Here is a 23,868-nt window from a genome sequence, read left to right as displayed (position 1 = left end):
CAGTGCTCCACACGCCTCACTTCGGACCGATTGCGCACGCGTTCCACCCTGTAAGAGCGCCAGCCTATACGACGCGACAACCTACACACAGTTTGCCACCTGGGCGGCACATACCATTCGCTGCTGCTGGCCCGAGTACGGGTATTCGAAGCGGGTGAGGCGTTCATTCGAAGCGTTGGCAACGCACGTGAACAAGGGCGTTGCCGTGTGAAGCGTAAGACCCGTTGGGGGCCCTCAGGCAAACACTAGAACTGGCGGTGTTAGCCGCTTTCTTTTGCCTACTTTTCTTTGCGGCGGCAAAGAAAAGTAGGTGCCGCCCCGCACAGGGGCGACGCGTGAAGCACGCTAACGAATCGCGGATGCCAGCGAAAACGCAAACACCAAAGCGCGGATGCCAGCGAAAACGCAAACGCAAACACCATAACGCGGATGCCAGCAAAAACCAAAAGCAGACCACCCAGCGTCGCAGACAACAAAAAACCCCTACCCCATCCCCTTAGCATTCGACAAAAACCGACTCGGCGTCACACCACAAAACCGTTTGAAATGCCTGGCCAGATGGCTCTGATCAAAGAACCCAACTTCAGTAGCCACAACGGCCCCTGGCACCCCTGCCAATAGCAAGGTCTGCGCACGCCGCACGCGGACTCCACACAAATACCTATAAGGCGAAAGCCCAACCTGCTGCCTGAACACAGTAGCAAACCGCGAAACACTAAGCGCAGACAGATCAGCCAATTCAGCAAGACTCACAGTCTTATCGAAATTCGCCTCGATATAAGCAAGCGCATCCCGCAGCATAAAAGAAGACGATTGACCGGTACTCATGAAGAAGCCTCAAAAGACGCAGAAGCAGGTGCAGGCTGCAAAGACTTACCTCCGCCAAACCGCCCAATCGAAAACGTATCCAACGCAATCGGCGTGCTGCCCGTGCCGATCAGTTCGGCAAGCGTCTCACCGACACCCGGCCCGATCTGAAACCCCGATCCACAAAAACCAAAGGCATAGAAAAGACCATCGGTCGTAGAACTCGCCCCAATCACCGGCTCAGAATCCGGCAAATAACTCTCGACGCCACTCCACACCCGTATCACATGCAACGCCGCGAGCGCGGGCACGAGCCGACGAAACTGCGCCATCTGCTGCACCGTGTTCTCCGGCAACACCGAAGCGCGGCACGTCACAGCATCGGCGGGACCAGCAGGGCCGCCACCCAGCACGATATTGCCGCGAGGTATCTGCCGGAAATAAACGCTCTCTTCCTTGATCGACGTATAAACACCCATCGACGCCTCGAACGCATACGGAACCGGCTCGGTAACAGCCATCTGCGGCCCGCGCGCAACGAGCGGCACCGGCTCGCCGAATTGCATCGACAGCGCGTTCGCCCAAGCGCCCGCGCAGATCAACACCTGTTCCGCGCGATACACATCGCCAGCCGCGCTCTCGACGCGAAAACCACCCGCCTCTTTCTCGACACGCACGATCTCCGTGTTCTCCACGATGCGCGCCCCAAGACGCGCAGCCGCTCGCCCGAACGCGGGCGCCGCCAGGCGCGGATTCGCATGCCCATCGAGCGGCGAAATCGACGCCGCCAATACTTCGCGGCCCAGAAACGGAAAGCGCCGAAACATCGCCGAGCCGTCCAGCACTTCGAGATCGAGACCGTACGCGCGCGCCTCGGCTGCATAGCGATGAAAGTACTCGGCGTCGTGCGCGTGATAGCAGACCCGCGTATGCCCCGACGGCAGGAACTCGACGTCTTCGCCGAGCAGCTCTTTCGAACGCCTCCATGTATCGAGCGCTCGATTGGACATCGCGAGTTGGGTCAACGCGCGGCCCTGGCGGCGCACGCCGCCGAAGTTCACGCCACTCGCCTGTTGCCCCGTTAATCCGCGTTCAAGGAGAATCACCGAACGCTGTCTGCGCCGCAGAAAAAACGCCGTCGACGTCCCGACGATCCCGCCACCGATCACAATCACATCGGCACGATCACTCATTCGCTGAACTCCTGTGCGCGTGCGCCTGTTTCTTCTACGTCTCGCGAGACTGCGCACGTCGATACCAGCGCCATCGGCAGCGGCTTGACGGGCGCCTGCCCACGCAACCGTCCGACGGCTTCGAGCGGCACACGCGCCTCAGCTGCAATCACTTCCGCGCCCGCATGCGCGCAGAAGCGCCCCTGACAACGGCCCATGCCGACGCGCGAAAACGCCTTCGCACGGTTTGCTTCTTTGGCGCCCATCTCGCGCACCACGCGCCGCAATTCGCCCGCTGTAATCGCTTCGCAACGACACACGATGGTCTCGTCGGGCAGCACGGCCGCGAAGCGAGCAGGCCACGGAAACGCCGCCCGCAAGCCCGCCGCAAAACGCGTATAGCGCGCGAGTTCGGCGCGCAATCCTTCAGTGCCTTCGCGCTCGATGCCCGCGTCGCGCAACGCCGCCAGCGCAGCAAGCCGCCCCGCGCGTTCCGCGGCATCGGCGCCGCGCACGCGCGCGCCATCACCCGCCAGATAGACGCCTGCGACGCTGCTGCGGCCATCCGCGTCGATATGCGGAAGCCACGTTTGCGTCGCGTGATCGAAACGGAATTCGCAGCCGGCGAGATCGGCAAGCTGCGTTTCGGAGCGCAAGTGATAGCCGAGCGCGACGGCGTCGCATTTCACGTCGAGCGTCGCGCCGTTGGCGAGCTTCACGCGCACGCCCGTCACGCCATGTTCCGGCGAACCGTCGATCGCAACGGGCGTCACGCCGCGATGAACAGGCACGCGCGCCTGACGCAGCACGTTCATCAGGGCCATGCCCTTACGCAGCGTCGCGGGTATCGCGAGCAGTTGAGGCAACGCGCGCACGCGCTGTGCTAACGTCGATGTATCGAGCACGGCGCTCACGGTCGCGCCCGCCTTCACGTATTGCGCGGCCACCAGATACAGCAGCGGCCCCGTGCCCATCACCACGGTCCGCGCGCCCACCGCGCAGCCCTGCGATTTCAACGCGACCTGCGCGCCGCCAAGGCTGAACGTGCCCGCATGATGCCAGCCCGGCACGGGCATCAACCTGTCGGTCGCGCCGCTGCAAATGATCAGCGAATCGAATGCGAGTTCATCATGGCGTGTACCGCTAACCACATGCACCGCCTTCGCCCCGATATTCCACACGAGCGTGTCGGGCAGATAGTCGATCTGCGCACGCAACGCATCGAAGTCCCGATGCAGCGACGCGGCGCGCGCCGCCTCCGTCCCATACAGAGCCTCATACGAGCGCGAGAAACCTTCCGGCTGACGCCGATAAATCTGCCCACCGTCACGACGCCCTTCATCGATCACCAAAGGACGCAGCCCCGCCTGGACGAGCGCCTGCGCGGCGCGCACGCCCGCCGGCCCCGCGCCGATCACGATCACCTTCGGCTGCTTCACGTCCCGATGCGCGGCCATACGCCCTCCCCGGCAAGCGCGATGCGCGTGACAATCGACATGCCCGGCGCGGCGGGCGTGGTGCAGGCGCGCACGCGCTCGCCTTGCGCGGTCCACACCCAGCAGTCCTGACACGCGCCCATCAGACAGAAGCCCGCGCGGCGGCCGTCGCCGAATTCCGAATCGCGCAGCGTGTCGTGCGCGGTCAGCAGCGCGACCATCAGCGTGTCGCCTTCAGCCGCTTGCGTGACGACGCCGTCGACGGTGATGTCGAAGGTCTTGCGCCCTGTCTCCGCCACTCTCACGAAGCGTGCATTCATGCCGCCACCGTATCGACTGTCTGCATGCGGGTCAGGTCGGCAGCCGTGTGATGGCAGCGAATCTCCGCGCCCGATGGCAGCTTCTTCATCGAAGGCGGCGTGACGTTGCACTTGCCGTCGATGCGCGCCGTACACCGTGCGCGGAAACTGCACAGTTCGTGCGAATCACCGGCGGGCCCCATGGTCGGCAATGCGCCCGCTGTGAGCGCGCGCCGCGAGTCGAGCCAGCCCGGCCGCAACGCAGGCACGGAATCGATCAGCAGCCCCGTGTATGGGTGATACGGCGGCGCCGACAGCGCATCGCGCTGGCCCGCTTCGACGCATTGCCCGGCGTACAGCACGATCACTTCATCACAGATCGCGCGCACAGTCGAAATGTCGTGGCTGATGAACATGTACGACACGCCCAGTTCCCGCCGCAGTTCGCCGAGCAGATCGAGAATCGCCGCGCCGACCACGGTATCGAGCGCGGACGTCACTTCGTCGCAGAGAATCAGCGCCGGGTTCGCGGCGAGCGCGCGCGCCAGATTCACGCGCTGTTTCTGTCCGCCCGACAAACCGCCCGGCTGACGCTTCGCCACCGATGCAGGCAGTTTCACCAGATCGAGTAGTTCGAGCATCCGCTTCTGCGCGGCAGCACCGCGCAGGCCGTGATAGAAGTTCATTGGCCGCGCGAGAATGTCGGCGATCGTGCGGCTCGGATTGAGCGCCGTGTCCGCGTTCTGGAACACGATCTGCACGCGCCGGTATTGATCGAGCGTGCGTTCCGAAAGCTTTGCCGGCAGAGGCTTGCCGTCGAGCAACACATCGCCGCGCGCGCGATCCACCAGCCCCGCCACCACGCGCGCGAGCGTCGTCTTGCCCGACCCCGACTCGCCGATCACGCCGAGCGTGCTGCCGCGTACGATCTTCAGGCTCACGTCGTCGAGCACGCGCACTGCCGGCACGCCGTTCGCATCGATACGTCCATAGCCCGCGCTCAGATTGCGGATTTCGAGCAGCGGCGGCGGATCGTTCGCGATGTTCGACACAAGCTCGGGTTCCGGACGCATCGTCGCCGCGAGCAGTTGTCGCGTGTATTCATCGGCGGGTGCATCGAGCACTTGCGCCGTCGCGCCGTTCTCGCGCACCGTCCCGCCATTCAACACGACGATGCGATCCGCCATCTGCGCAACCACGGCCAGATCGTGCGACACATACACGGCTGTTGTGCCCAGTTCGCGAATCACCTTCTTGAACGCGGCGAGCACTTCGATCTGCGTGGTGACGTCGAGCGCCGTAGTCGGTTCGTCGAACACGACGACAGCAGGATCGGTAATCAACGCCATGGCCGCCATCAAGCGCTGCAACTGCCCGCCCGACACCTGGTGCGGATAGCGCGCGCCGATCGTCTCCGGCGCGGGCAGCGCGAGCGCACGGAACAGATCGACGGCCTTCGTCCGCGCGGCGGCGGGTGTCATCAGCTTGTGCAGCAGCGCGGGTTCCGTCACCTGATCCATGATCGTGCGCGCCGGATTGAAGCCTGCCGACGCGCTCTGCGCGACGTACGCGACCGTGCGCGAGCGCAACGCGCGGCGGCCTTTCTCGTCGAGCGACAGCACATCCACGCCGCCGATCTTCACCGAGCCGCCCGCAATCGAGCATCCGCCGCGCGCGTGAGCGAGCAGCGACAGCGCGATCGTCGTCTTGCCCGAGCCCGACTCGCCGATCAGCGCGAGCACTTCGCCTTTCTTCACGGTGAAGTCGACGCCCTTCACAATTTCGACGACAGGGTCGGGCGCCGCGCCCGCGACCACGCGCAGGCCTTTCACTTCGATCATGTTCATTTGGCGCCTCCATGAGCACGCGCGCCATGACGACGCAAACTGTCGATCAGCAGATTCACGCCGACCGTCAGCGTAGCGATCGCGACGGCGGGCATCAGCACGGCGGGCGCGCCTTCCGCGAGACCGCCGATGTTCTCGCGTACCAGCGAGCCCCAGTCGGCGTTCGGCGGCTGCACGCCGAGGCCGAGGAAGCTCAGACCGCTCAGCAACAGCACGATGAACACGAAGCGCAAGCCGAAGTCCGCGAGCATCGGATGAATCATGTTCGGCAACACTTCGACGCGCGCGATGTAGAACAACCCTTCGCCGCGTGCTTTCGCGACCTGCACGTATTCGAGCGTCATCAGATTGACGGCGAGCGAACGCGAAATGCGAAACGCGCCGGGAATGTAGGCAAGCGCGGCAACTATGATCAGCATCGGCACCGACGAGCCGAATGCGGCGATCACGACGAGCGCGAGCACCTTGCTCGGAATCGAAATCAGCGCATCGAACAGACGGCTCAGGATTTCATCGACCCAGCGCCCGGACACGGCCGCCACGAGACCGAAGAACGTGCCAATGCAGCTGGCGAGCAACGTCGATGCGAGCGCCAGCCCGACCGTGTATTGCGTGCCGTACAGCACGCGGCTCAGCATGTCGCGGCCCAGGTAATCGGTGCCGAGCGGATGTGCCGCGCTATACAGGCCGAAGATTTCCGTCGACGTCACCGCGCCGCCCTTGTACGGCGCAACGAGCGGGCCGAAGAACGCGACGCAGAGCCAGAACACGACGATCGCAAGACCTATCAGGCCGAGCACCGAAGAGCGCTTCACGAAGCGGCGGAGCGGGCCGCACGTGGCGACTTGCGTTTCAACGGGCGTTTCCTGCACGGCGTCGGCGCACAGCTTGCCGTCTTCGTCGGGCACCGCGTAGAGAACGGTCGTTGCATGAGGTGTGGCGGGTCGGTTCATCGTTGACGCAGCCTCGGGTTGGAGATGATTTGACACAGGTCGGCGATCAGCACGAGTGCGAGATACGCCGCGCAGAACACCATCACGCAGCCCTGCACGAGCGGCATGTCGCGATTCGTGACGGCATCGACCATCAGGCTCGCAAGACCCGGATAGTTGAAGATCGACTCGACGATCACCACGCCGCCGAACAGATACGACAGGCTCAACGCAACGGCGTTGGCGATCGGGCCGATCGTGTTGGGCAGCACGTGGCGCAACACAATGCGCATCGGCGACGCGCCCTTGAGTAACGCCATCTCGACATATGACGCATTCAGCTGATCGAGCACCGCGGCACGTGTCATGCGCGCCATCTGCGCGACGATCACGCAGCACAGCGTCATCACGGGCATTGCGTAGATACGCAGCAGCGCGCCGAACGACGTCACCTCGGACAGATACGACAGCGCCGGCAACCAGCGCAGCTTCACCGCGAAAATCAGCACGGCGATGGTTGCGATCAGGAACTCGGGCACGGCCACCGTCGACAGCGTCAGCACGTTGAGCGCGCGGTCGAGCAGCGAGCCGCGATACATCGCCGACAGAATGCCGATAAAAAGCGCGACGGGCACTGACACCAGCGTCGTCAATCCCGCCAGCACCAGCGAGTTGGGCAGGCGCGTCGAGATCAGTTCGCTGACGGGCAGGTTGTTCGACAGCGACGTGCCGAAATTGCCGCTCACGACATGCATGAGCCATTGAAAGTAACGCTGCAGCGCGGGCTGATCGAGGCCGAACTGATGGCGCAGGGCCGCGACCTGTTCGGGCGTCGCCGCCTGGCCGAGCGCCTGTTGCGCCGCGTCGCCAGGCAACAGGCCCGTGATCGCGAACACGATCGCCGACACCAGCAGCAGCGTGAGCAGCGCGAGACCGAGGCGCGCGGCGATGAGTCGTTGCGCGTGGGCTTTCATCGGATATCGCCTCCTTCGTTGAAACCGCGCGCCGCCTTTGGGCGGCACGCGCAGTGGCAAGGCATGCTCACGCTTCGAGCCAGACGTTCTCCGCGAACATAAAGCCCATCAGGCCCGCGAGCGGAATCGAGCCCAGACCCTTGAGCTTCGACGAGTGCGCGTCGAGCGAACTCTGGAACATCGGAATGCCGATGCCGCCGTCATCGTGTACGAGCTGCTGCATGTCGCCGTAGATCTGCTTGCGCTTCGCGTCGTCCGGCTCGCCGCGCGCGGCGACCAGCATCTGGTCGAACTTCGGGTTCTTCCAGTTCGCTTCGTTCCACGGCGCATCCGACTTGAAGAACTGCGTGAACAGCACGTCGGCGCTCGGGCGCGCGTTGATGTTGCCGTAGCCGAGCGGATGCTTCATCCAGTGGTTCGACCAGTAGCCGTCGGACGGCACGCGCACCACCTGCAGGTTCAGGCCCGCTTGCGGCGCGACCTGTTGCAGCAGCATCGCCATTTCGACGGAGCCTTCGGCGGCGGGCGACGCGTAGAGTTGCACAGGCGCGCTGCCGAGCTTTGCCTTCTGGAAGTAGAACTTCGCTTTCTCCGGATCGAACGGGCGTTGCGGCAGGCCCTTCAGGTAGTACTTGTTGGTCGGGTCGATAGGCTGGTCGTTACCGATCGATCCATAGCCGAGGAACACCGCGCGGCGAATCTGCTCGCGGTCCATCAGGTGCGTCAGGCCACGGCGGAAGTCCGCGGTGCCCGTGATGCCGCCTTCGTCGCGCATGATCAGATCCGTGTACTGGCCTGTCTTCGTCTCGAGCACCGAGAAGCCGGGTGTGCCCTTGATGCGCGCCGTCGAACGCGGGCTGACGGCATTGATCAGTTGCACATCGCCCGAAAGCAGCGCATTCACACGCGCCGATTCGTCGCCGATGCCAATCAGCTCCACCTCGTCGAGATGCGGCATGCCGGGCTTCCAGTACTTCTCGTTTCGCACGCCGACTGTGCGCACGCCGGGCGCAAACTCCTTGAGCTTGAAAGGACCCGTGCCGACAGCCGTCTTGAAGTCGGTCGTGCCGTCCTTGACGATCAGGAAGTGCGATGTCGCGAGAATCACCGGCAGGTCCGCGTTCGCGCCTTCGAGTGTGATCGTCACTTCGTTCGGGCCCGTCGCCTTCGCTTCCTTGATCTGGTCGGCGAGCGTCTTCGCTTTCGACGCAACGGCCGGGTCCTTGTGACGCATCAGCGAATAGATCACGTCGTTCGGCGTGAGCGACTTGCCGTCGTGAAACTGCACACCGCTGCGCAGCTTGACGACCCACACGGTCGCGTCCTTCGTTTCCAGCGACTCCGCGAGCGCCATCTTCGCGCCCAGGTGCGGATCGAGTTCCGTCAGGCCGTTATAGAACATGTTGGCGCGCACGTAATCGGTGCCAAGCGCGCCCTTCGCCGGGTCGAGCGTATCGGCCGATGACGACGACTGCGTCGCCACGCGAATCTTGCCGCCCTGCTTCGGCTTGCCCTGCTGCTGCGCGAATGCGCCGCTGCTGGACGCGAGCAGGCCTGCGCCCGTCAGCGACATCAGTCCGCCCGCCGCCATCGCGCGCAGGACCTCGCGCCGCGATGCGCCGCGCCGCGTCAACTCTTCGAGCCGGATGCCGGCATGGGCGACTGCTTCAGGCGATTTATCGATGCTCATGAAACTCTCCGCGTGAGATGGCTTGTGGGAAATCAATCGGCAGCTTCGTGCTGTCTGTGTGCGTGACGTCAGCAAGCAACGTCAATAGAAAACGTCTTTGATCTGGTAGTACGCGCCGACGAGCGGCAGAAACCACGGCTTGCCCGTATGTCCCGGAATCGCGGGCCAGTCGAAATCGCGCCACGGGTTCGCCGCCGCATTGCCGCCGATCACGTCGGCCATCACCTGGCCCATGTGCGTCGACATCTGCGTGCCGTGCCCGCTGTAGCCCATCGAAAAGTACAGGCCATCATGCTGCCCGGCGCGCGGCAGACGGTCCGCAGTGATATCGACGAGTCCGCCCCAGCAATAGTCGATGCGCGCACTCGCGAGGCTCGGGAACGTCGCCGCGAGATTCGCTTGCAGGATGCGGCCGCTCTTTGCGTCGGATGGCTGCTCGGAAGCGGTGAAACGCGCACGTCCGCCGAACAGTAAGCGTGAATCGGGCGTGACGCGGAAATAGTTGTGCATCAGTCGGCTCGTCGTGTACGAGCGGCGCTGCGGCAGCAGGCGCGCAAGGTGTTCCACAGGCAACGGCTCCGTCACGACGATGAACGAGCCAACGGGCGCGAGCCTGCGTCGATACCAGCCGAACGGCCCATGCCGCGAAGGCCCCGTCGCGATCAACACCTGCTGCGCGCGCAACGTGCCGCGCGACGAATCGATGCGATACGCGCCGCGATCCTTCGCGATCGCCGTGACGGTTGCGTGCTCGAATAGACGCGCGCCGTTGCGTGTTGCCGCGTTCGCCAGCCCGACGGCGAACTTGCCCATGTGCATCTGACCGCCGCGCTTTTGCAGCAGGCCGCCGAAAAAACTGTCCGAATCGACTTCGCTGCGAATCCCGTCACGCGTGATGATCTCGACATGGGGATCGACTTCACGCTGGATCAATTCGGCCGTCTGTTCGAGATGCGCGAGATGGTGCGGCTTCGCGGCGAGCTTCAGCTTGCCCGACGCGAGATAGTCGCAATCGATCTGCTCGTCGCGGATCAGGCGCTCGACGGTATCGACGGCGGCCGCATACGCGCGATAGCAACCCTGCGCGCGTTCGATGCCCAACTGCGCGCGCAGCGCCGCATAGTCCTGCGCGACGCCCGTGTTGCACTGGCCGCCGTTGCGTCCCGACGCGCCGCCGCCGATCCGCCCGGCGTCGAGCACCGCCACCGACGCGCCCCGCTTGCCGAGCGCCAACGCAGCGGACAGCCCGGTGAAGCCGCCGCCGATCACGGCGACGTCGACATGGCCTTCGACAGGCCCCTCGCTCACCTGAATGCCGGCGGGCGCGGTGTCGAGCCAGTAGGAGTCGAGTTTCATCGGGTGCCTTTGCGCGGATGCGTGGATCAGAGGCCGAGCTTCGACGCGAGGTCGCCGATCGTGTCGACTTCGTAGTACTCGTAGTACGGCGTGCTGGGCTCGTGGCCGCGCTTGACGAAGGCCTTGTGCTTGATGCCCATGTCGTGCGCCGTCATCAGGTCGTAGCGCAGGCTCGACGACACATGTAGCACGTCCTGCGGATTGCAGTTCAACTGGTCGAACATGTACTCGAAGCCCTGCATACGCGGCTTGTACGATTGCGCCTGCTGCGCGGTGAACACGCGATGGAACGGCGCACCGAGCTTGTCGACGTTGCTCTGGATCTGATCGTTCGAAGCATTCGAAAGAATCACGAGCTTGTACTTCTTCGCCAGACGCGACAGACCTTCCGGCACGTCCGGATGCGGGCCCCACGTCGGCACGGCGAAGTAGAACTTTTCAGCTTCTGCTTCATTGAACTCGATGTTCATGCGCTTGCACGCGCGGCGCACCGAGTTGACGATCACGTCGCGATACGGCTTCCATGCGCCGAGCACTTCATCGCGGCGATAGCCCGCGAAGAAAGCGACGAATTGCTCCAGTTCCGCGCCGTGCAGGCGGTCGGCGTACATCTCGCGAGCCATGTCGGCCATGCGGAATTTCGTCAGCGTGCCGTAGCAGTCGAACGTGATGTACTTCGGCTCGAAATCGATCATGGTGTCAGTCCTATCGTGTTGTGAACCCATACGGAGTTCAGTGGCGAAAACAGGAAACGCATCCCTGTGGAAAATTTAAACAGTGCAAAAACTTCAGTGGTCGCTGATTCGAATGCCTCCGACGATACAAACCACGCGTTTTGAGGGGCGTCGGCAGCAGACTATGCGGCGGCTTTTCTGGCGCTATCGCGTCGTAGGTAGTTGCCCTGATTCGTCAGGCGCGAACGTCGATCAGCACGCTCTTGAAGCGCAGATTCGCTTCGTACGCCTGCCGCCCGAGATCCTTGCCCAAACCCGAGCGCTTGTAGCCGCCCGTTGGGATCATGAAGTCGCTGGTACGGCCGTAACGGTTGACCCATACCGTGCCCGCCTCGATGCCGCGCACCATGCGCAGCGCGCGGCCCAGATCCGCTGTATGCACGCCTGCCGCCAGGCCGTAGTCGGGATGCGCGGCGAGTTCGAGCGCTTCGTCTTCGGTGTCGAAGGTTTGCAAGGTCAGCACGGGGCCGAAGATTTCCTCGCGCACGGCGTCCGTTTGCGGCGTGACGCCGGTGAGCAGCGTCGGCGTGTAGAACGCGCCGGGCGTCGCCGCGTCCGCGCGCTGGCCGCCGCAACGCAGGGTCGCGCCGCTAGCGACGCTGCGCTCCACGATGGCTTCAATGCGCGCCGCTTGCGGCTCGGAGATGATCGGTGGCAGCGTCGTGCCAGGCGTCCATGTCGCGCCTGCCTTCAGTTCGCTGAATATGCGCTGGATGCGCCCGGCCAGTTCGTCTGCGATCGACCTTTCGACCAGCAGCCGCGAGCCCGCGACGCACACCTGTCCCGCGTTGGTCGTGATCGCGCCGGCAATACGGTGCGCGACATCGTCGATACGCGGCGCGTCGGCGAATACGATCTGCGGACTCTTGCCGCCCAGTTCGAGCGTGACGGGCTTCGTGCCCGTTTCGGCGCAGGCGGCCATGATCGCCGCGCCCGTGCGCGTCGAGCCGGTGAACGTCACCTTCGCGAGGCGCGGATGACGCACGAGCGCGTCGCCTGTCGTGCGTCCGTCGCCTTGCACGATGTTGAAGATGCCAGGCGGCACGCCCGCTTCGACCGCGAGTTCGGCTAACCGCAGCACGGAAAAGGGCGTCATCTCCGAGGGTTTCAGCACGACCGCGTTGCCCGCTGCGAGCGCGGGCGCAATCTTCCACGACGCCATCACGAGCGGGAAATTCCACGGCGCGATAGCGGCGATCACGCCGTACGGTTCGGCGATCGTCATGCCGAGATGATCGTGATCGGTCGCGACAACGTCGCCGCCGATCTTGTCGGCGAACTCCGCGTAGAAGCGGATGCCTTCCGCGGTGAACGGCACATCCCAGTTGAACGCGTCGCGAATGGGCCGCGTCGAGCCGAGCGCTTCGAGCGGCGCGAGCGTTTCTGCATCCGCGGCGACGAGCTCGGCGAAACGCCGCAGCACGCGCGCACGTTCGCGCGGTGCGATGCGCGCCCAGCCGCTCGTGCGCCATGCCGTCCATGCGTTCTGCGCGGCACGGTCGATCATGTCGGCGTCGGCGATGGGCACCGATGCGTAGACCACGCCATCGGATGGGCGCGCGACGTCGATTCGCGGGCCATGTTCATCGACATATGATCCGCCGATGAAATGTCCGCTGCGCACGTCGATCGTTGCGGGATCGAAACGGTCCATTTGTGTGAGTCCTCGATTGCCTTCGATGCTGGAAATCGTAGGCTCACGGACGCGGCATATTGCACCGACAAAAAAGCACCCACAGCACAATTGACGCGTTATCGTCGCCGGAACCCCGCGTTTTGCGTTGCATCATCTGCCGTGCGTTTGCGACCCGCGCAGCAAAAGGATCGTCCTAGTCAGGCGGGCGATACAGTGAGAGAGTCACGGTATGTGTCTTCAGAACGAGGAGGCCGGCGTGTCCGACCCAAACAGGAACGATGTGATCGACTATCGCCCTTTCACCTCCGACGACATCGCGGCAGGACATGCGCTATCCAGCGCCGTCAGGTGGCGGCATCGTCCCGATGACTGGCGCTTCGCGGCGCGCATCGGCCAGGGCTTCGTCGCAGAAGATGCGAGCGGCGTGATCGGCACCGCGCTTGCGTGGCGCTTCGGACGTGAAGCGGCGACGCTCGGCATGATCATCGTCGCGCCCGAGCGGCAGCGAAGCGGCGTTGGACGCAAGCTGATCGAACTGTTGATGAACGAACTCGGCCCGCGCACGTTGCTGATTCATGCGAGCCCGGCTGGCGTGTCGCTGTGCGAGAAGCTGGGCTTTCAGCGCATCGGCACGATCAACCAGCATCAGGGCGCGGCGTTTCAGCCGCCGCTCGTTTCGCTGCCACCGGGCGAGCGGCTGCGCCCGCTCGGCGTCAACGACGCGCCGCGTCTCGTCGAACTCGCTTCGCGCGCAGGCGGACTGGACCGGCGTGAGCTACTGCCGGCGCTGCTCGATATCGCGAGCGGCATCGCGCTCGATCGCGATGGCGAACTGATCGGCTTTGCACTGTTCAGGCGTTTCGGCGATGGGCATGTGATCGGTCCCGTCATCGCGCCTGATTCACCCGACTCCAGCCGCGCGAAGGCGCTGATCAGTCATTGGCTCGCGCTGCACGCGGGTATGTTCGTGCGGATCGATACGCCCGTCGAGTTCGGGCTTTCGTCGTGGCTCGAAGGACTTGGGCTGCCGCATGTGGATAGCATCGAGAAGATGATGCGCAATGGACCGCTGCCTGTCGATGCGCAGTTGAAGCAGTTCGCGATTACGAGTCAGGCGGTGTGGTGAAATACGTCGGCGTAAAAAAGCCCGCTACGCTCGATACAGCAATCGAGCATAGCGGGCCATGTGGACTCACTTCAATTCAACGCGCTTGATTTCTCCGACGATCACCAGGTAGCTGACAATCGCAACCAGTGCATTGCAGGCAACGAACACCAGCGCGCCGCTAAACGACCCCGTCGCCTTGACGATATAGCCGATGATGATCGGCGTCGTGATGGCGGCGACGTTGCCGAACATGTTGAACATGCCGCCGCTCAGCCCCGCGATCTGCTTCGGCGATGTATCCGCAACGACCGCCCACCCGAGCGCACCCAAGCCCTTGCCGAAGAACGCGAACGCCATGATCGCAACGACGACGGCGGACGAGTCCACGTAGTTGCAGGCGATCATGCTGGTCGACAGCAGCATGCCCACGACGATCGGCACCTTGCGCGCAACGGTCAGCGAGCAGCCCTTGCGGATCAGGAAATCGGAGAAGATGCCGCCGAGCACGCCGCCGACGAATCCGCACACCGCCGGCAATGCGGCGACAAAGCCCGCATTGAGAATGGACATGCCACGCTCTTTGACGAGATAAACGGGGAACCACGTCAGGAAGAAATACGTGAGCGTGGTAATGCAATACTGGCTGATGTACACGCCAAGCAGCATCCGGTTGCTGAGCAGTTGCTTGACGTACGACCCTTTCGGCGCTTCGTTCGCGCTTTGCGTCGAGGCACTGGCGAGCGTTGCGGCCTGACTCGCGGCGCGGCTCTTCTTCGGCCCGTCCATGTCGATGAGCGCGCCGCCTTCCTGGATATAGTCGAGTTCTGCGCGGCTGATCCGAGGATGGTTCTTCGGGCTGTAGACCGTCTTCATCCAGACGAGGCTCACGACGATCCCCACTGCCCCCATGAAATAGAACACATACGGCCAGCCGAAACGGTGCGTGACCCAGCCCATGATCGGCGCGAACAGCACCGTCGCGAAGTACTGCGCGGAGTTGAAAATGGCCGACGCCGTGCCGCGCTCCGCAGCGGGAAACCACGAAGCGACGATGCGCCCATTGGCAGGAAACGACGGCGCTTCGGCGAGGCCCACCAGAAAGCGCAGCGCGAATAGCGTGGTGACAGCGACTGAGACGCTCAGAAAGGTCACCGTGCCCTGCATGACCGTGAACAGCGACCAGATGAAAATGCTGGCCGCGTAGACGCGCTTCGAGCCGAAGCGGTCGAGCAGCCAGCCGCCCGGCAACTGGCCGATCACATACGACCAGCCAAACGCGGAGAAGATGAAACCCATGGCCACAGCATCCAGACCGAGGTCTTTCGACATCGACGTGCCCGCCATCGAAAGCGTTGCACGGTCTGCATAGTTGACGGCCGTGACGAAGAACAGCATCGCGACAATCCCGTAGCGGATGCGGGTTCGCCTCTCAGCGGTCACGCCTTGGACAACGTTGGCCATGTACTGTCTCCTCCTTGCGCACCAGCGTTCAGCCGGCAAGATTGCGCAACCGGCGAGCGCAACGAATGTGGAAACACATTCTCCGCCTCATAGGTTGTCTGATGACAGATTGAAGCGTCGCACCATTTTTTACAATCCGGCGTTTACCCTGGCGCGCCTTTGCAGCCTTGGCCAATGCTGTGCTGACCGGCATATTCCGTCTGTACTTTGTCTCCCCGCTGAAACTCAGAAACGCATCCTCAGATGATTGTTGTACGACGACGTATTTCAATCTGCTTTTAAAGCTGATGAAGCCCACGCCGCGGCTCGTACCTTAAAATCGCGCGATGGAATCAGTCAGCCCGATCATCCGCCCCTTATGCGCCAGCGACGCCGCCGCCTATGCGTCGCTACGTCTGTGCGCGATCGACGAAGCCCCGGAGACTTTTCTGTCGACACGTGCGGAAGAAGAAAAACGAACGATCGATGAAATCGAGGCGCGCATCTGTGCGACGGCGAATCAGGTGGTGTTCGGCGCTTTCGCCGGCGAGACGCTTGTCGCCGTCGCCGGACTGCGGCGTTATCCGCTGCGTCCCGTGCAGCAAAAGGGCTTTCTGTGGGGGTTGTTCGTCGTACACACGCATCGAAGGAGCGGCATCGCGCGGCGACTGATCGCGACTGCCGTCGATCAGGCGCGCGCGATGGGCCTGACGCAGATCGCGCTCAATACAGGCGTGGAGAACGTCAGTGCGATCGCGCTATATCGGTCGACAGGCTTTGAAGCCGTGGAAAACGAGCCGTGCGAAGAAGCGATCGACGACGACACGGATCGCGAAGTCGAGATGATCTTGCGGCTCGGTTGAGTGGGTTTTAGTGCGCGTCAGTAGTCGATGAACGAACGCAGCATTCTGTTGAAGGCGGCCGGATTCGCGACGTTCATGCCATGCGAAGCGCCCGCTATCGTGCCTCGTTCCGCGAGATAGATCCAGCCTTCGAGGCTTTCGACGTTGTTGCGGAACATGCGCGGACTCTTCTGTCCGTCGATCAGCAGTGTCCGGCATGTCACTTGTGACGCCGTATCGCGCGAATACGCGGGCAGCGGATCGAGAAACTGCTTGGGCAGCGTGCTGGCGTTGTCGATTGCCATCATACGGAACGCGTCTGTGCTCTTTCTCCAGGCGCCCGGCGCACTGACGGAATCGACGAACAGTTCGAGGCCGGGCTCCACGACACCCTCCTCGATCATGCCGGCCACCTTGGCACGCAATGCGTTCATCGCCGAGGGCAATGACGCTTCGCGCATGCCGTCCAGTTGCAAGGGGCCGCCCGGATCGGCAAGCGTCAAGGTTTTGACGAGACGCGGATAGTCGCGCGCAAGCTGGAATGCGATGCAGCCGCCGCGCGAATGCCCCACGAGATGAACGGGCGCGAGATCCATCGCAACGATGAACTCAGCCAGCTCGCCGACGTGTTCTTGCCAGCCGAACTCATTCTGGATGCACGCTTCGGCGGCGGGCCAATAGTGACTGAGGCTCGGCGCGATACAGCGAAAATGCGCGGACAAAGGCGCGATCTGCGCGTCCCAGTAGCGGTAATCGCAGAGTGAACCGTGTACGAACACGACGGGCTCGCCCGCGCCCCGCTCGACATAGGGAATGCAGATGCCTGATGCGACGTTCGCAAAACTCAGCTGAGGGTCGGCGAGCAATGCGGGGTCGGTTCGCATGTTCATGGCAGTCACTACCTTCGTGTGTATCGGGGTGTGTCTACTATGCAGGATTCGCAGGCGTAAGAAAAACGCGTAATTTGGATCGGAACGATCAGGTTTTCTGATATCGGTTGGGGCTTCGCGGCGCGGGTGTTGTCTGTTGGCGTTGCCGGTCGGCGTGCTCGGCTTTTGCGCTGGCATCCGGGTTACGGTGTTTGTCGTTCACGCGTCGTCCATGTGGGTTTGCCCTTGCGATGGCATCCGCGAATTGTTAGCGTGCTTCACGCGTCGCCCCTGTGCGGGGCGGCACCTACTTTTCTTTGCCGCCGCAAAGAAAAGTAGGCAAAAGAAAGCGGCTAACACCGCCAATTCTTGTGTTTGCCTGAGGGTCCCCAACGGGTCTTACGCTTCACACGACAACACCCTTGTTCACGTGCGTTGCTAACGCTTCGAATGAACGCCTCACCCGCTTCGAATACCCGTACTCGCGCCAGCGGCAGCGAATGATATGTGCCGCCCAGGTGGCAAACTGTGTGTAGGTTGTCGCGTCGTATAACCTGGCGCTCTTACATAGAGGCGCGCGCTATCGGTTCGAAGTGAGGCGTGCGAGGCACTACGGCCTACACACAGTTTGCCACCTGGGCGGCCATGGAATATCTGGCACGGCGTGGTGCGACGCGGACATATGAAGCGCGTGAGGCGCACCGCAAGAGCGTTGGCAACGAACATGGGTCACGTGATTGCCGTGTGAAGCGTAAGACCCTGTGGGGGCCCTCAGGCAAACACAAGAATTAGCGGTGTTAGCCGCTTTCTTTTGCCTACTTTTCTTTGCGGCGGCAAAGAAAAGTAGGTGCCGCCCCGCACAGGGGCGACGCTTGAAGCAAGCTAACAAAGCGCGGATGCCAGCGAAAACCCTAAAAAAACCAAACCGGATGCCAGCGAAAAGCCCCAAAAAAACCGAACCACCGAACCGCTTGCGGTTATTCAACAACGTCGTACGGCAACACCTGCTCCGTCTCATCAGGACGATTCCGCGCCACGACAGCGCGCGCCGACTCCGTCATGCTGAGATTGAACGGCTGATGCGGCACGCCAGGCGGAATGAACAGAAAGTCCCCTGCTTCCGTGACGATCGACTGACGCAGGCCCGGTCCATAACGCGTCTCCACGCGCCCTTCGAGCACATAGATTCCCGTTTCATAACCGCAGTGGATGTGAGGCTCGGCATGCCCACCGGGCGGAACGACGACGAGATGCATCGATAGTCCCTGCGCGCCCGCTGTAGTTGACGAAATGCCGACGAAGTACGGCAAACGCTGCGTCGTGGCAATTTCCCTGTCGGGCCGCACGACGACGAGTTGCGCGAGTTCTTGTTGTGAATCGTCTTCCATATGCGATTCTCCCGGTTCGGTGAGACGCTGAATACAGAGAGATTCTACGCCGGGGCGTTACGGGCAAAGCCACACAAAAAGCGCCTCGTGAAGCGTTCACTGAACATGCCACCGGCAACGCCAGATACTTGTTGTCGGTGTATAAGATTCGAAAAGCAATCAACGACATCCGCGGAGCCAATAAACATGAACAAACGTCAGTTCCTGACCAGCGCCGCCGCCATCGGCGTCAGCGTGACGCCCGCACTCGGCGCGACGAATGCAAAAACCACTGCCTGCGCTGCGGCTCCCGCGATACTCACCGTGTCCGGCGCGATCAAACGCACGAATCGCGGCGCGCTCGATCCGGCATTCGATCCATTGATGGCCAAGCAACTCGTCAAATTCACGTCGGCTTATACATTCGACTATCCGTCGCTCGCGAGTCTGCCCGCCGTCACCATCAAGCCAACCATCGAATACGACGCGAAGCAGCACACGCTAAGCGGGCCATTGCTGGCCAATGTACTCGAGCAGGCCGGCGCACCCAGCGCGGGCGACACGAAGATTTCCTTGCGCGCCGTCGACGGATACGCAGTGTTGACCACGCTCGACAACATTCGCGCATGGCACTTCATCGTCGCGACGCATATGGACGGCAAGCCGATGCCCTTGGGCGGCCTCGGTCCGCTATGGGCAATCTACGATGCCGACAAGATCCCGGAATTCGCAGCAAAGCCGCTCAAGGATCGCTTCGTATTGTCTCCGTGGGGCCTTTATCAGATTCAGGTATCCGAGACCTAGAGGCATATTCATGCGGCCGCTTGTCCTTCATTGGCCAGCGCTAACGCGAGCCGCGCGCCGACCTCGGCGTTGTGCTTCACCAGCGCGATATTGGTCGCGAGACTGCGCCCGCCTGTCAGCGCCTTGATGCGTGCCAGCAGGAACGGCGTCACGGCTTTTCCAGTGATGCCTTGTGCAGCGGCTTCTTCGAGCGCCTGCCGGGTCAACGTGTCAATCTCTTCGGACGGCATCGCAGCGGCTTCGGGTACGGGCGTGCTCAACACGACGCCGCCCGTGAGGCCCAAGTCCCACTTTGCGCGAATGAAGCGTGCCTGCTCCGCCGCATCGTCGAGTCTGAAATCCGCGCGAAAGCCGCTGTCGCGCGTATAAAACGCGGCGAAGTTGTCCTGCTCGCAACTGAGCACGGGCACGCCATGCGTTTCCAGATATTCCAGTGTGAGCCCGATGTCGAGAATCGATTTCGCGCCCGCACAGACCACCGCAACCGACGTCTTCGCCAGTTCCTGCAAGTCCGCTGATATGTCGAAGTTCTCCGGCGCGCCTCGATGCACGCCGCCAATGCCGCCCGTGACGAACACCTCGATCCCCGCCAGCGCGGCGCAGATCATCGTGCCTGCCACCGTCGTCGCGCCGAGTCCGCCGCTTGCCAGCACGGCCGGCAGATCGCGGCGGCTGACCTTGTGTACGTTGTCGGAGCGGGCAATCAGTTCGAGTTCATCATCCGACAGTCCAATGCGGATGCGCCCGCCGATCAGCGCGATCGTCGCGGGCTGTGCGCCGAGATCGCGGATCACCGCTTCCACTTCGCGCGCCGTGCGCACGTTCTGCGGGTACGGCATGCCGTGCGCGATGATCGTCGACTCCAACGCGACTATCGGGCGGCCGGCCGCCTGCGCCGCGGCCACGGGCGCGCTGAACGTCAACCACGAGCGTGCGAGCTTCGAATCCATGTCGACAGGTTCCGCAATGTGATGCGCTCAAGTATGCAGCAGAATGCGCGCGCGGATTGACAATGCAATATCGGCGCGGCTCGACCGATAGCTGCGCCCTTCAATCGCCATACAGCGAGTTGACGCATATCATCATGATTCCATCCACGCATGCCGCGCGAGACGGAAAAGCACAGACGTTCAAATGTAGAACGTGTCGGACGATCGATTTCGGCCGGGAGGTGCCATGCAGCCTGCAAGCGCAATCAATCTGCTCCAGTCGAAGGAAGGTTCGCGTCTTCATGGCCCGGACCTTGCGCGTTGGCGCCGCTGGGGACCGTATCTGAGCGACCGTCAATGGGGCACCGTGCGCGAGGACTACAGCGAATACGGCACCGCATGGGACTACTTTCCACACGACCATGCGCGCAGCCGGATGTATCGCTGGGGCGAGGACGGCATCGCCGGCTTCGGCAATGATCCGCTCGACTGGTGCGTGTCACTCGCGCTCTGGAACGGACACGACCCCATCATCAAGGAACGACTCTTCGGCCTGACGAACGCGCAGGGCAATCACGGCGAGGACGTAAAGGAGCTTTACTTCTATCTGGACGGTACGCCGACGCATTCGTACATGAAGATGCTCTACAAGTATCCTCATGACGCGTACCCGTATCAGGACCTGATCGACGAAAACGCGCGGCGCGGCGCGGACCAGCCCGAATATGAAGTGCTCGATACGGGCGTGTTCGACGACAACCGCTATTTCGACGTCTGGATCGAATATGCGAAGCACACGCATGACGATATCGTCATGCGTGTGACTGTCGAAAACCGCTCGACCCTGCCCGGCACGCTGCATGTGCTGCCGCAGTTCTGGGCGCGCAACCGGTGGGCTTGGTCGGGCAAGCCCGGCAAGCCATCGCTGACGCTGGAGCCGAATGCAGCAGAAGGCGCGCGGGTCATCGCCCGCAATCCCACGCTAGACACAACGATCGTGACGGCAGCGGCGCAGCAGCCCATCGAATGGCTCTTCTGCGAAAACGAAACCAACTCGCGCCGCATTTTCGGCATCGACGGCGAAGGGCCGTTCAAGGACGGCTTCAACGATTACCTCGTTGATGGCGACGAACGCGCGATACGCCGCGACAAGGGCACGCGCGCCGCCGCGCACGTGTTTCTCCAGCTTGGCCCGCACGAACAGTCAGTGCTGTATCTGCGCTGGCGTCCCGAATCCGCTGTCGAGGCTGCGCCGCTCGACATGCCGGCACTCTTTACACGCCGCCAGGCAGAGGCCGACGAATTCTATGCGGCGCTTCAGCACGATATCGCCGATGCCGACGCGCGTCTCGTGCAACGTCAGGCGCTTGCCGGGATGCTCTGGTCGAAGCAGTACTATCAGTTCGACGTGACGCGCTGGCACGACGGCGATCCCGGCCAGCCGGTGCCGCCGAAAGGCCGCAGGCGTGGCCGCAATGCGGACTGGCGACACATGTGCAATGGCGACATCGTGTCGATGCCCGACAAATGGGAGTACCCGTGGTACGCATCGTGGGATCTCGCGTTTCATGCGGTCGCGTTCGCTGTCGTCGATCCCGACTTTGCGAAGAAGCAATTGCAACTGCTCGTGAAAGAGCGCTACATGCATCCGAACGGGCAGCTGCCTGCTTACGAATGGGCGTTCGGCGATGCGAATCCGCCTGTGCATGCGTGGGCCACGTGGCGTGTTTATGAACTCGACCGCGAGATCACGGGTGTCGGCGATCACGAGTTTCTCGAAGTGATGTTTCATAAGCTGCTGCTCAATTTCTCGTGGTGGGTCAACCGCAAGGACGCAGACGACCGCAACATCTTCCAGGGCGGATTTCTCGGGCTCGACAATATCGGCATCTTCGATCGCTCTTCTCCGCTCCCGACGGGCGGCCGCATCGATCAGGCGGACGGCACCGCGTGGATGGCCTCCTATGCACTCGATCTGATGCAGATCGGACTCGAACTCGCGATGACGAACGCGGCGTACGTCGAAATCGCAGTGAAGTTCTTCGAGCACTTTCTGTATATCGCGGAAGCCGTCAGTTGCGGCGAAGGTTGTCATACAGGACTGTGGGATGGACGCGATGAATTCTTCTATGACGTGCTGCATCTTCCGGATGGCGCGCGCGTACCGATGCGCATTCGGTCAATTGTCGGCTTGATTCCGCTGTTCGCGGTACACGTACTCGACGAGCAGATACATGGTCATTTGCCGGGATTGCGCGAACGGCTCGCATGGTTCCTCGATCACCGGCCGAATCTGGCGAAACTCGTGTCGCGCTGGACGGAATCCGGAAAAGGCAACACATCCTTGCTCTCGCTATTGCGCGGACACAGAATGAAATCGCTGCTCAAGCGCGCGCTCGATGAAAACGAATTTCTCTCTCCCTATGGCGTGCGGGCGCTTTCGCGTGTGCATCTCCAGGAACCGTATGTTTTCGATCACGACGGCGTGCATGTCTGCATCGAATATCAACCTGGCGAATCGGACTCGCGTGTGTTCGGCGGCAACTCGAACTGGCGCGGACCGGTGTGGATACCCGTCAACTATCTGCTGATCGAATCGCTATACGAGTTCCATCGCTACTATGGCGACGAGTTCGGTATCGAGCATCCAACCGGATCGGGGCAGTATTCTTCGCTCAGCGAAGTCGCCGATGATCTCGCGCGACGCGTCACCACACTCTTCATGAAGAACGAGCAAGGCGTGCGTCCCGTGATGGCCGCGTATCCGATGCTGCAGGCAGACCCGCGTTCACAGGATCTGATCCTGTTCCATGAGTACTTTCACGGCGACAACGGGCGTGGCGTGGGCGCTTCGCATCAGACAGGATGGACGGGACTCGTTGCGCTGCTGTTGCAACCGCGCATGATGCGACTGTCCCATGTCGCGCCCGATGCGATGCCCGTTGCAACGCAAATGAAGGAAGACACAATGGCTGCGTCGATGGGGCGTTAGCGCGTCAGCGTCGCAACTGCTGAAAGAAACAAGGTTCTTCGACACTTCGAATCAAGGAGCAATGGATGGGTACTGAATCTCCTCCAGGCGAACTGGGTACGGCAGCGCCCGCGTTTTCGCTGCCCGCTACCGACGGCCGCACCTACGCACTCGACGACGTGCGCGGTCCGAAGGGACTCGTCGTGATCTTCATGTGCAACCACTGTCCGTACGTGCGAGCCGCGTTGCCGCGTATCGTGCGCGATGCACGAGAGCTCGCGACGCGGGGTATCGGCACCGTCGGGATCAACTCGAACGACAGCATTACCTATCCAGAAGATTCGTTCGACCGCATGGTCGCGCTGTCGGCTGATTGGCAGTTGCCTTTCCCCTATCTGTTCGACGAAACGCAGCAGGTCGCGCGCGCCTATGATGCCGTCTGCACGCCGGAGTTTTACGGCTTCGATTCCGGGCTGCTGCTGCGATATCGCGGCAGACTGGATGCGTCGCGCAAAGACCCACTTCCCGATGCGCGCCGCGATCTGTTCGAGGCGATGCAGCAGATCGCGCAAACGGGCGCCGCACCCGAAACCCAGTATCCGGCATTCGGATGTTCGATCAAGTGGAAGATAGAGTGAGCTGACAGGCCATTGTT

General features: G+C 62.5%; 20 protein-coding genes. 5 read left to right on the top strand and 15 right to left on the bottom strand.

Annotation, left to right across the window (positions count from 1 at the left end):
- Positions 1-483: 483 nt before the first annotated feature.
- From C2L65_RS32390 to C2L65_RS32340, 11 genes are all read right to left on the bottom strand, one after another.
- Positions 484-828, bottom strand: coding sequence for a helix-turn-helix domain-containing protein (locus C2L65_RS32390; RefSeq protein WP_035995622.1), 345 nt, complete (start codon positions 826-828; stop codon positions 484-486).
- Complete coding sequence (locus tag C2L65_RS32385) at positions 825-2,000, bottom strand: NAD(P)/FAD-dependent oxidoreductase (protein ID WP_042316295.1); 1,176 nt, start codon at positions 1,998-2,000, stop codon at positions 825-827. The genes C2L65_RS32390 and C2L65_RS32385 overlap by 4 nt, the downstream gene beginning before the upstream one ends.
- The gene (locus C2L65_RS32380; RefSeq protein ID WP_042316296.1) at positions 1,997-3,436 is read right to left on the bottom strand and encodes an FAD/NAD(P)-dependent oxidoreductase; all 1,440 of its coding nucleotides are present in this window, start codon (positions 3,434-3,436) and stop codon (positions 1,997-1,999) included. The genes C2L65_RS32385 and C2L65_RS32380 overlap by 4 nt, the downstream gene beginning before the upstream one ends.
- On the bottom strand, positions 3,415-3,735 hold the full coding sequence (locus C2L65_RS32375; protein WP_042316298.1) for a (2Fe-2S)-binding protein: 321 nt from the start codon (positions 3,733-3,735) through the stop codon (positions 3,415-3,417). The genes C2L65_RS32380 and C2L65_RS32375 overlap by 22 nt, the downstream gene beginning before the upstream one ends.
- On the bottom strand, positions 3,732-5,561 hold the full coding sequence (locus C2L65_RS32370) for an ABC transporter ATP-binding protein (protein WP_042316301.1): 1,830 nt from the start codon (positions 5,559-5,561) through the stop codon (positions 3,732-3,734). The genes C2L65_RS32375 and C2L65_RS32370 overlap by 4 nt, the downstream gene beginning before the upstream one ends.
- The gene (locus tag C2L65_RS32365) at positions 5,558-6,514 is read right to left on the bottom strand and encodes an ABC transporter permease (RefSeq protein ID WP_042316304.1); all 957 of its coding nucleotides are present in this window, start codon (positions 6,512-6,514) and stop codon (positions 5,558-5,560) included. Before C2L65_RS32365 ends, C2L65_RS32370 begins: the two co-directional genes overlap by 4 nt.
- Positions 6,511-7,467, bottom strand: coding sequence for an ABC transporter permease (locus C2L65_RS32360; RefSeq protein ID WP_007586921.1), 957 nt, complete (start codon positions 7,465-7,467; stop codon positions 6,511-6,513). The genes C2L65_RS32365 and C2L65_RS32360 overlap by 4 nt, the downstream gene beginning before the upstream one ends.
- A gap of 67 nt (positions 7,468-7,534) precedes the next feature.
- Positions 7,535-9,157, bottom strand: a complete 1,623-nt coding sequence (locus tag C2L65_RS32355) for an ABC transporter substrate-binding protein (RefSeq protein WP_042316307.1) — start codon at positions 9,155-9,157, stop codon at positions 7,535-7,537.
- Positions 9,158-9,238: 81 nt separating this feature from the next.
- Entirely contained in the window at positions 9,239-10,513 is a 1,275-nt protein-coding gene (locus C2L65_RS32350) for an NAD(P)/FAD-dependent oxidoreductase (RefSeq protein ID WP_042316309.1), read from the bottom strand.
- Between the two features lie 26 nt (positions 10,514-10,539).
- Positions 10,540-11,208, bottom strand: a complete 669-nt coding sequence (locus C2L65_RS32345; RefSeq protein ID WP_042316312.1) for a haloacid dehalogenase type II — start codon at positions 11,206-11,208, stop codon at positions 10,540-10,542.
- Between the two features lie 214 nt (positions 11,209-11,422).
- Entirely contained in the window at positions 11,423-12,901 is a 1,479-nt protein-coding gene (locus C2L65_RS32340; RefSeq protein ID WP_042316314.1) for an aldehyde dehydrogenase family protein, read from the bottom strand.
- A gap of 211 nt (positions 12,902-13,112) precedes the next feature.
- Between C2L65_RS32340 and C2L65_RS32335 the strand changes: the two genes are divergently transcribed.
- The gene (locus C2L65_RS32335) at positions 13,113-14,009 is read left to right on the top strand and encodes a GNAT family N-acetyltransferase (protein ID WP_042316317.1); all 897 of its coding nucleotides are present in this window, start codon (positions 13,113-13,115) and stop codon (positions 14,007-14,009) included.
- A 66-nt stretch (positions 14,010-14,075) separates the two neighbouring features.
- On the opposite strand, the gene C2L65_RS32330 is transcribed toward C2L65_RS32335, so the two are convergent.
- Positions 14,076-15,452, bottom strand: a complete 1,377-nt coding sequence (locus C2L65_RS32330; protein WP_042316319.1) for an MFS transporter — start codon at positions 15,450-15,452, stop codon at positions 14,076-14,078.
- Positions 15,453-15,778: 326 nt separating this feature from the next.
- Between C2L65_RS32330 and C2L65_RS32325 the strand changes: the two genes are divergently transcribed.
- The gene (locus C2L65_RS32325; RefSeq protein ID WP_042316321.1) at positions 15,779-16,294 is read left to right on the top strand and encodes a GNAT family N-acetyltransferase; all 516 of its coding nucleotides are present in this window, start codon (positions 15,779-15,781) and stop codon (positions 16,292-16,294) included.
- Between the two features lie 17 nt (positions 16,295-16,311).
- Here C2L65_RS32325 and C2L65_RS32320 read toward each other — a convergent pair whose 3' ends face one another.
- Together C2L65_RS32320 and C2L65_RS32315 are read right to left on the bottom strand one after the other, a co-directional pair.
- Positions 16,312-17,163: an alpha/beta fold hydrolase gene (locus C2L65_RS32320; RefSeq protein ID WP_042316323.1), complete on the bottom strand. Its 852-nt coding sequence runs from the start codon at positions 17,161-17,163 to the stop codon at positions 16,312-16,314.
- Positions 17,164-18,119: 956 nt separating this feature from the next.
- Positions 18,120-18,530 (bottom strand): cupin domain-containing protein, encoded by a 411-nt coding sequence (locus C2L65_RS32315; RefSeq protein WP_042315751.1) that lies wholly within the window; start codon positions 18,528-18,530, stop codon positions 18,120-18,122.
- Between the two features lie 186 nt (positions 18,531-18,716).
- Here C2L65_RS32315 and C2L65_RS32310 point away from each other — a divergent pair, with 186 nt between their 5' ends.
- Positions 18,717-19,313 carry a putative pterin-binding protein gene (locus tag C2L65_RS32310; RefSeq protein ID WP_042315753.1) on the top strand — a complete coding sequence of 199 codons (597 nt, stop codon included), beginning with the start codon at positions 18,717-18,719 and terminating at the stop codon, positions 19,311-19,313.
- A gap of 8 nt (positions 19,314-19,321) precedes the next feature.
- On the opposite strand, the gene C2L65_RS32305 is transcribed toward C2L65_RS32310, so the two are convergent.
- Positions 19,322-20,263, bottom strand: a complete 942-nt coding sequence (locus tag C2L65_RS32305; protein WP_042315754.1) for a pseudouridine-5'-phosphate glycosidase — start codon at positions 20,261-20,263, stop codon at positions 19,322-19,324.
- Between the two features lie 226 nt (positions 20,264-20,489).
- Between C2L65_RS32305 and C2L65_RS32300 the strand changes: the two genes are divergently transcribed.
- Together C2L65_RS32300 and C2L65_RS32295 are read left to right on the top strand one after the other, a co-directional pair.
- Positions 20,490-23,234 (top strand): MGH1-like glycoside hydrolase domain-containing protein, encoded by a 2,745-nt coding sequence (locus C2L65_RS32300; protein WP_042315755.1) that lies wholly within the window; start codon positions 20,490-20,492, stop codon positions 23,232-23,234.
- 65 nt (positions 23,235-23,299) lie between these two features.
- Positions 23,300-23,851, top strand: a complete 552-nt coding sequence (locus tag C2L65_RS32295) for a thioredoxin family protein (protein ID WP_042315757.1) — start codon at positions 23,300-23,302, stop codon at positions 23,849-23,851.
- The last annotated feature ends 17 nt before the right edge of the window (positions 23,852-23,868 follow it).

The organism is Paraburkholderia terrae (genome assembly GCF_002902925.1).
Lineage (GTDB): Bacteria > Pseudomonadota > Gammaproteobacteria > Burkholderiales > Burkholderiaceae > Paraburkholderia > Paraburkholderia terrae.
This window is presented reverse-complemented; position numbering and strand designations above follow the sequence as displayed.

What these genes read in the sequence shown, in the direction of transcription:
- C2L65_RS32390 (WP_035995622.1), bottom strand. Translation starts at nt 828, where the DNA reads ATGAGTACCGGTCAATCGTCTTCTTTTATGCTGCGGGATGCGCTTGCT.
- C2L65_RS32385 (WP_042316295.1), bottom strand. Translation starts at nt 2,000, where the DNA reads ATGAGTGATCGTGCCGATGTGATTGTGATCGGTGGCGGGATCGTCGGG.
- C2L65_RS32380 (WP_042316296.1), bottom strand. Translation starts at nt 3,436, where the DNA reads ATGGCCGCGCATCGGGACGTGAAGCAGCCGAAGGTGATCGTGATCGGC.
- C2L65_RS32375 (WP_042316298.1), bottom strand. Translation starts at nt 3,735, where the DNA reads ATGAATGCACGCTTCGTGAGAGTGGCGGAGACAGGGCGCAAGACCTTC.
- C2L65_RS32370 (WP_042316301.1), bottom strand. Translation starts at nt 5,561, where the DNA reads ATGAACATGATCGAAGTGAAAGGCCTGCGCGTGGTCGCGGGCGCGGCG.
- C2L65_RS32365 (WP_042316304.1), bottom strand. Translation starts at nt 6,514, where the DNA reads ATGAACCGACCCGCCACACCTCATGCAACGACCGTTCTCTACGCGGTG.
- C2L65_RS32360 (WP_007586921.1), bottom strand. Translation starts at nt 7,467, where the DNA reads ATGAAAGCCCACGCGCAACGACTCATCGCCGCGCGCCTCGGTCTCGCG.
- C2L65_RS32355 (WP_042316307.1), bottom strand. Translation starts at nt 9,157, where the DNA reads ATGAGCATCGATAAATCGCCTGAAGCAGTCGCCCATGCCGGCATCCGG.
- C2L65_RS32350 (WP_042316309.1), bottom strand. Translation starts at nt 10,513, where the DNA reads ATGAAACTCGACTCCTACTGGCTCGACACCGCGCCCGCCGGCATTCAG.
- C2L65_RS32345 (WP_042316312.1), bottom strand. Translation starts at nt 11,208, where the DNA reads ATGATCGATTTCGAGCCGAAGTACATCACGTTCGACTGCTACGGCACG.
- C2L65_RS32340 (WP_042316314.1), bottom strand. Translation starts at nt 12,901, where the DNA reads ATGGACCGTTTCGATCCCGCAACGATCGACGTGCGCAGCGGACATTTC.
- C2L65_RS32335 (WP_042316317.1), top strand. Translation starts at nt 13,113, where the DNA reads ATGTGTCTTCAGAACGAGGAGGCCGGCGTGTCCGACCCAAACAGGAAC.
- C2L65_RS32330 (WP_042316319.1), bottom strand. Translation starts at nt 15,452, where the DNA reads ATGGCCAACGTTGTCCAAGGCGTGACCGCTGAGAGGCGAACCCGCATC.
- C2L65_RS32325 (WP_042316321.1), top strand. Translation starts at nt 15,779, where the DNA reads ATGGAATCAGTCAGCCCGATCATCCGCCCCTTATGCGCCAGCGACGCC.
- C2L65_RS32320 (WP_042316323.1), bottom strand. Translation starts at nt 17,163, where the DNA reads ATGAACATGCGAACCGACCCCGCATTGCTCGCCGACCCTCAGCTGAGT.
- C2L65_RS32315 (WP_042315751.1), bottom strand. Translation starts at nt 18,530, where the DNA reads ATGGAAGACGATTCACAACAAGAACTCGCGCAACTCGTCGTCGTGCGG.
- C2L65_RS32310 (WP_042315753.1), top strand. Translation starts at nt 18,717, where the DNA reads ATGAACAAACGTCAGTTCCTGACCAGCGCCGCCGCCATCGGCGTCAGC.
- C2L65_RS32305 (WP_042315754.1), bottom strand. Translation starts at nt 20,263, where the DNA reads ATGGATTCGAAGCTCGCACGCTCGTGGTTGACGTTCAGCGCGCCCGTG.
- C2L65_RS32300 (WP_042315755.1), top strand. Translation starts at nt 20,490, where the DNA reads ATGCAGCCTGCAAGCGCAATCAATCTGCTCCAGTCGAAGGAAGGTTCG.
- C2L65_RS32295 (WP_042315757.1), top strand. Translation starts at nt 23,300, where the DNA reads ATGGGTACTGAATCTCCTCCAGGCGAACTGGGTACGGCAGCGCCCGCG.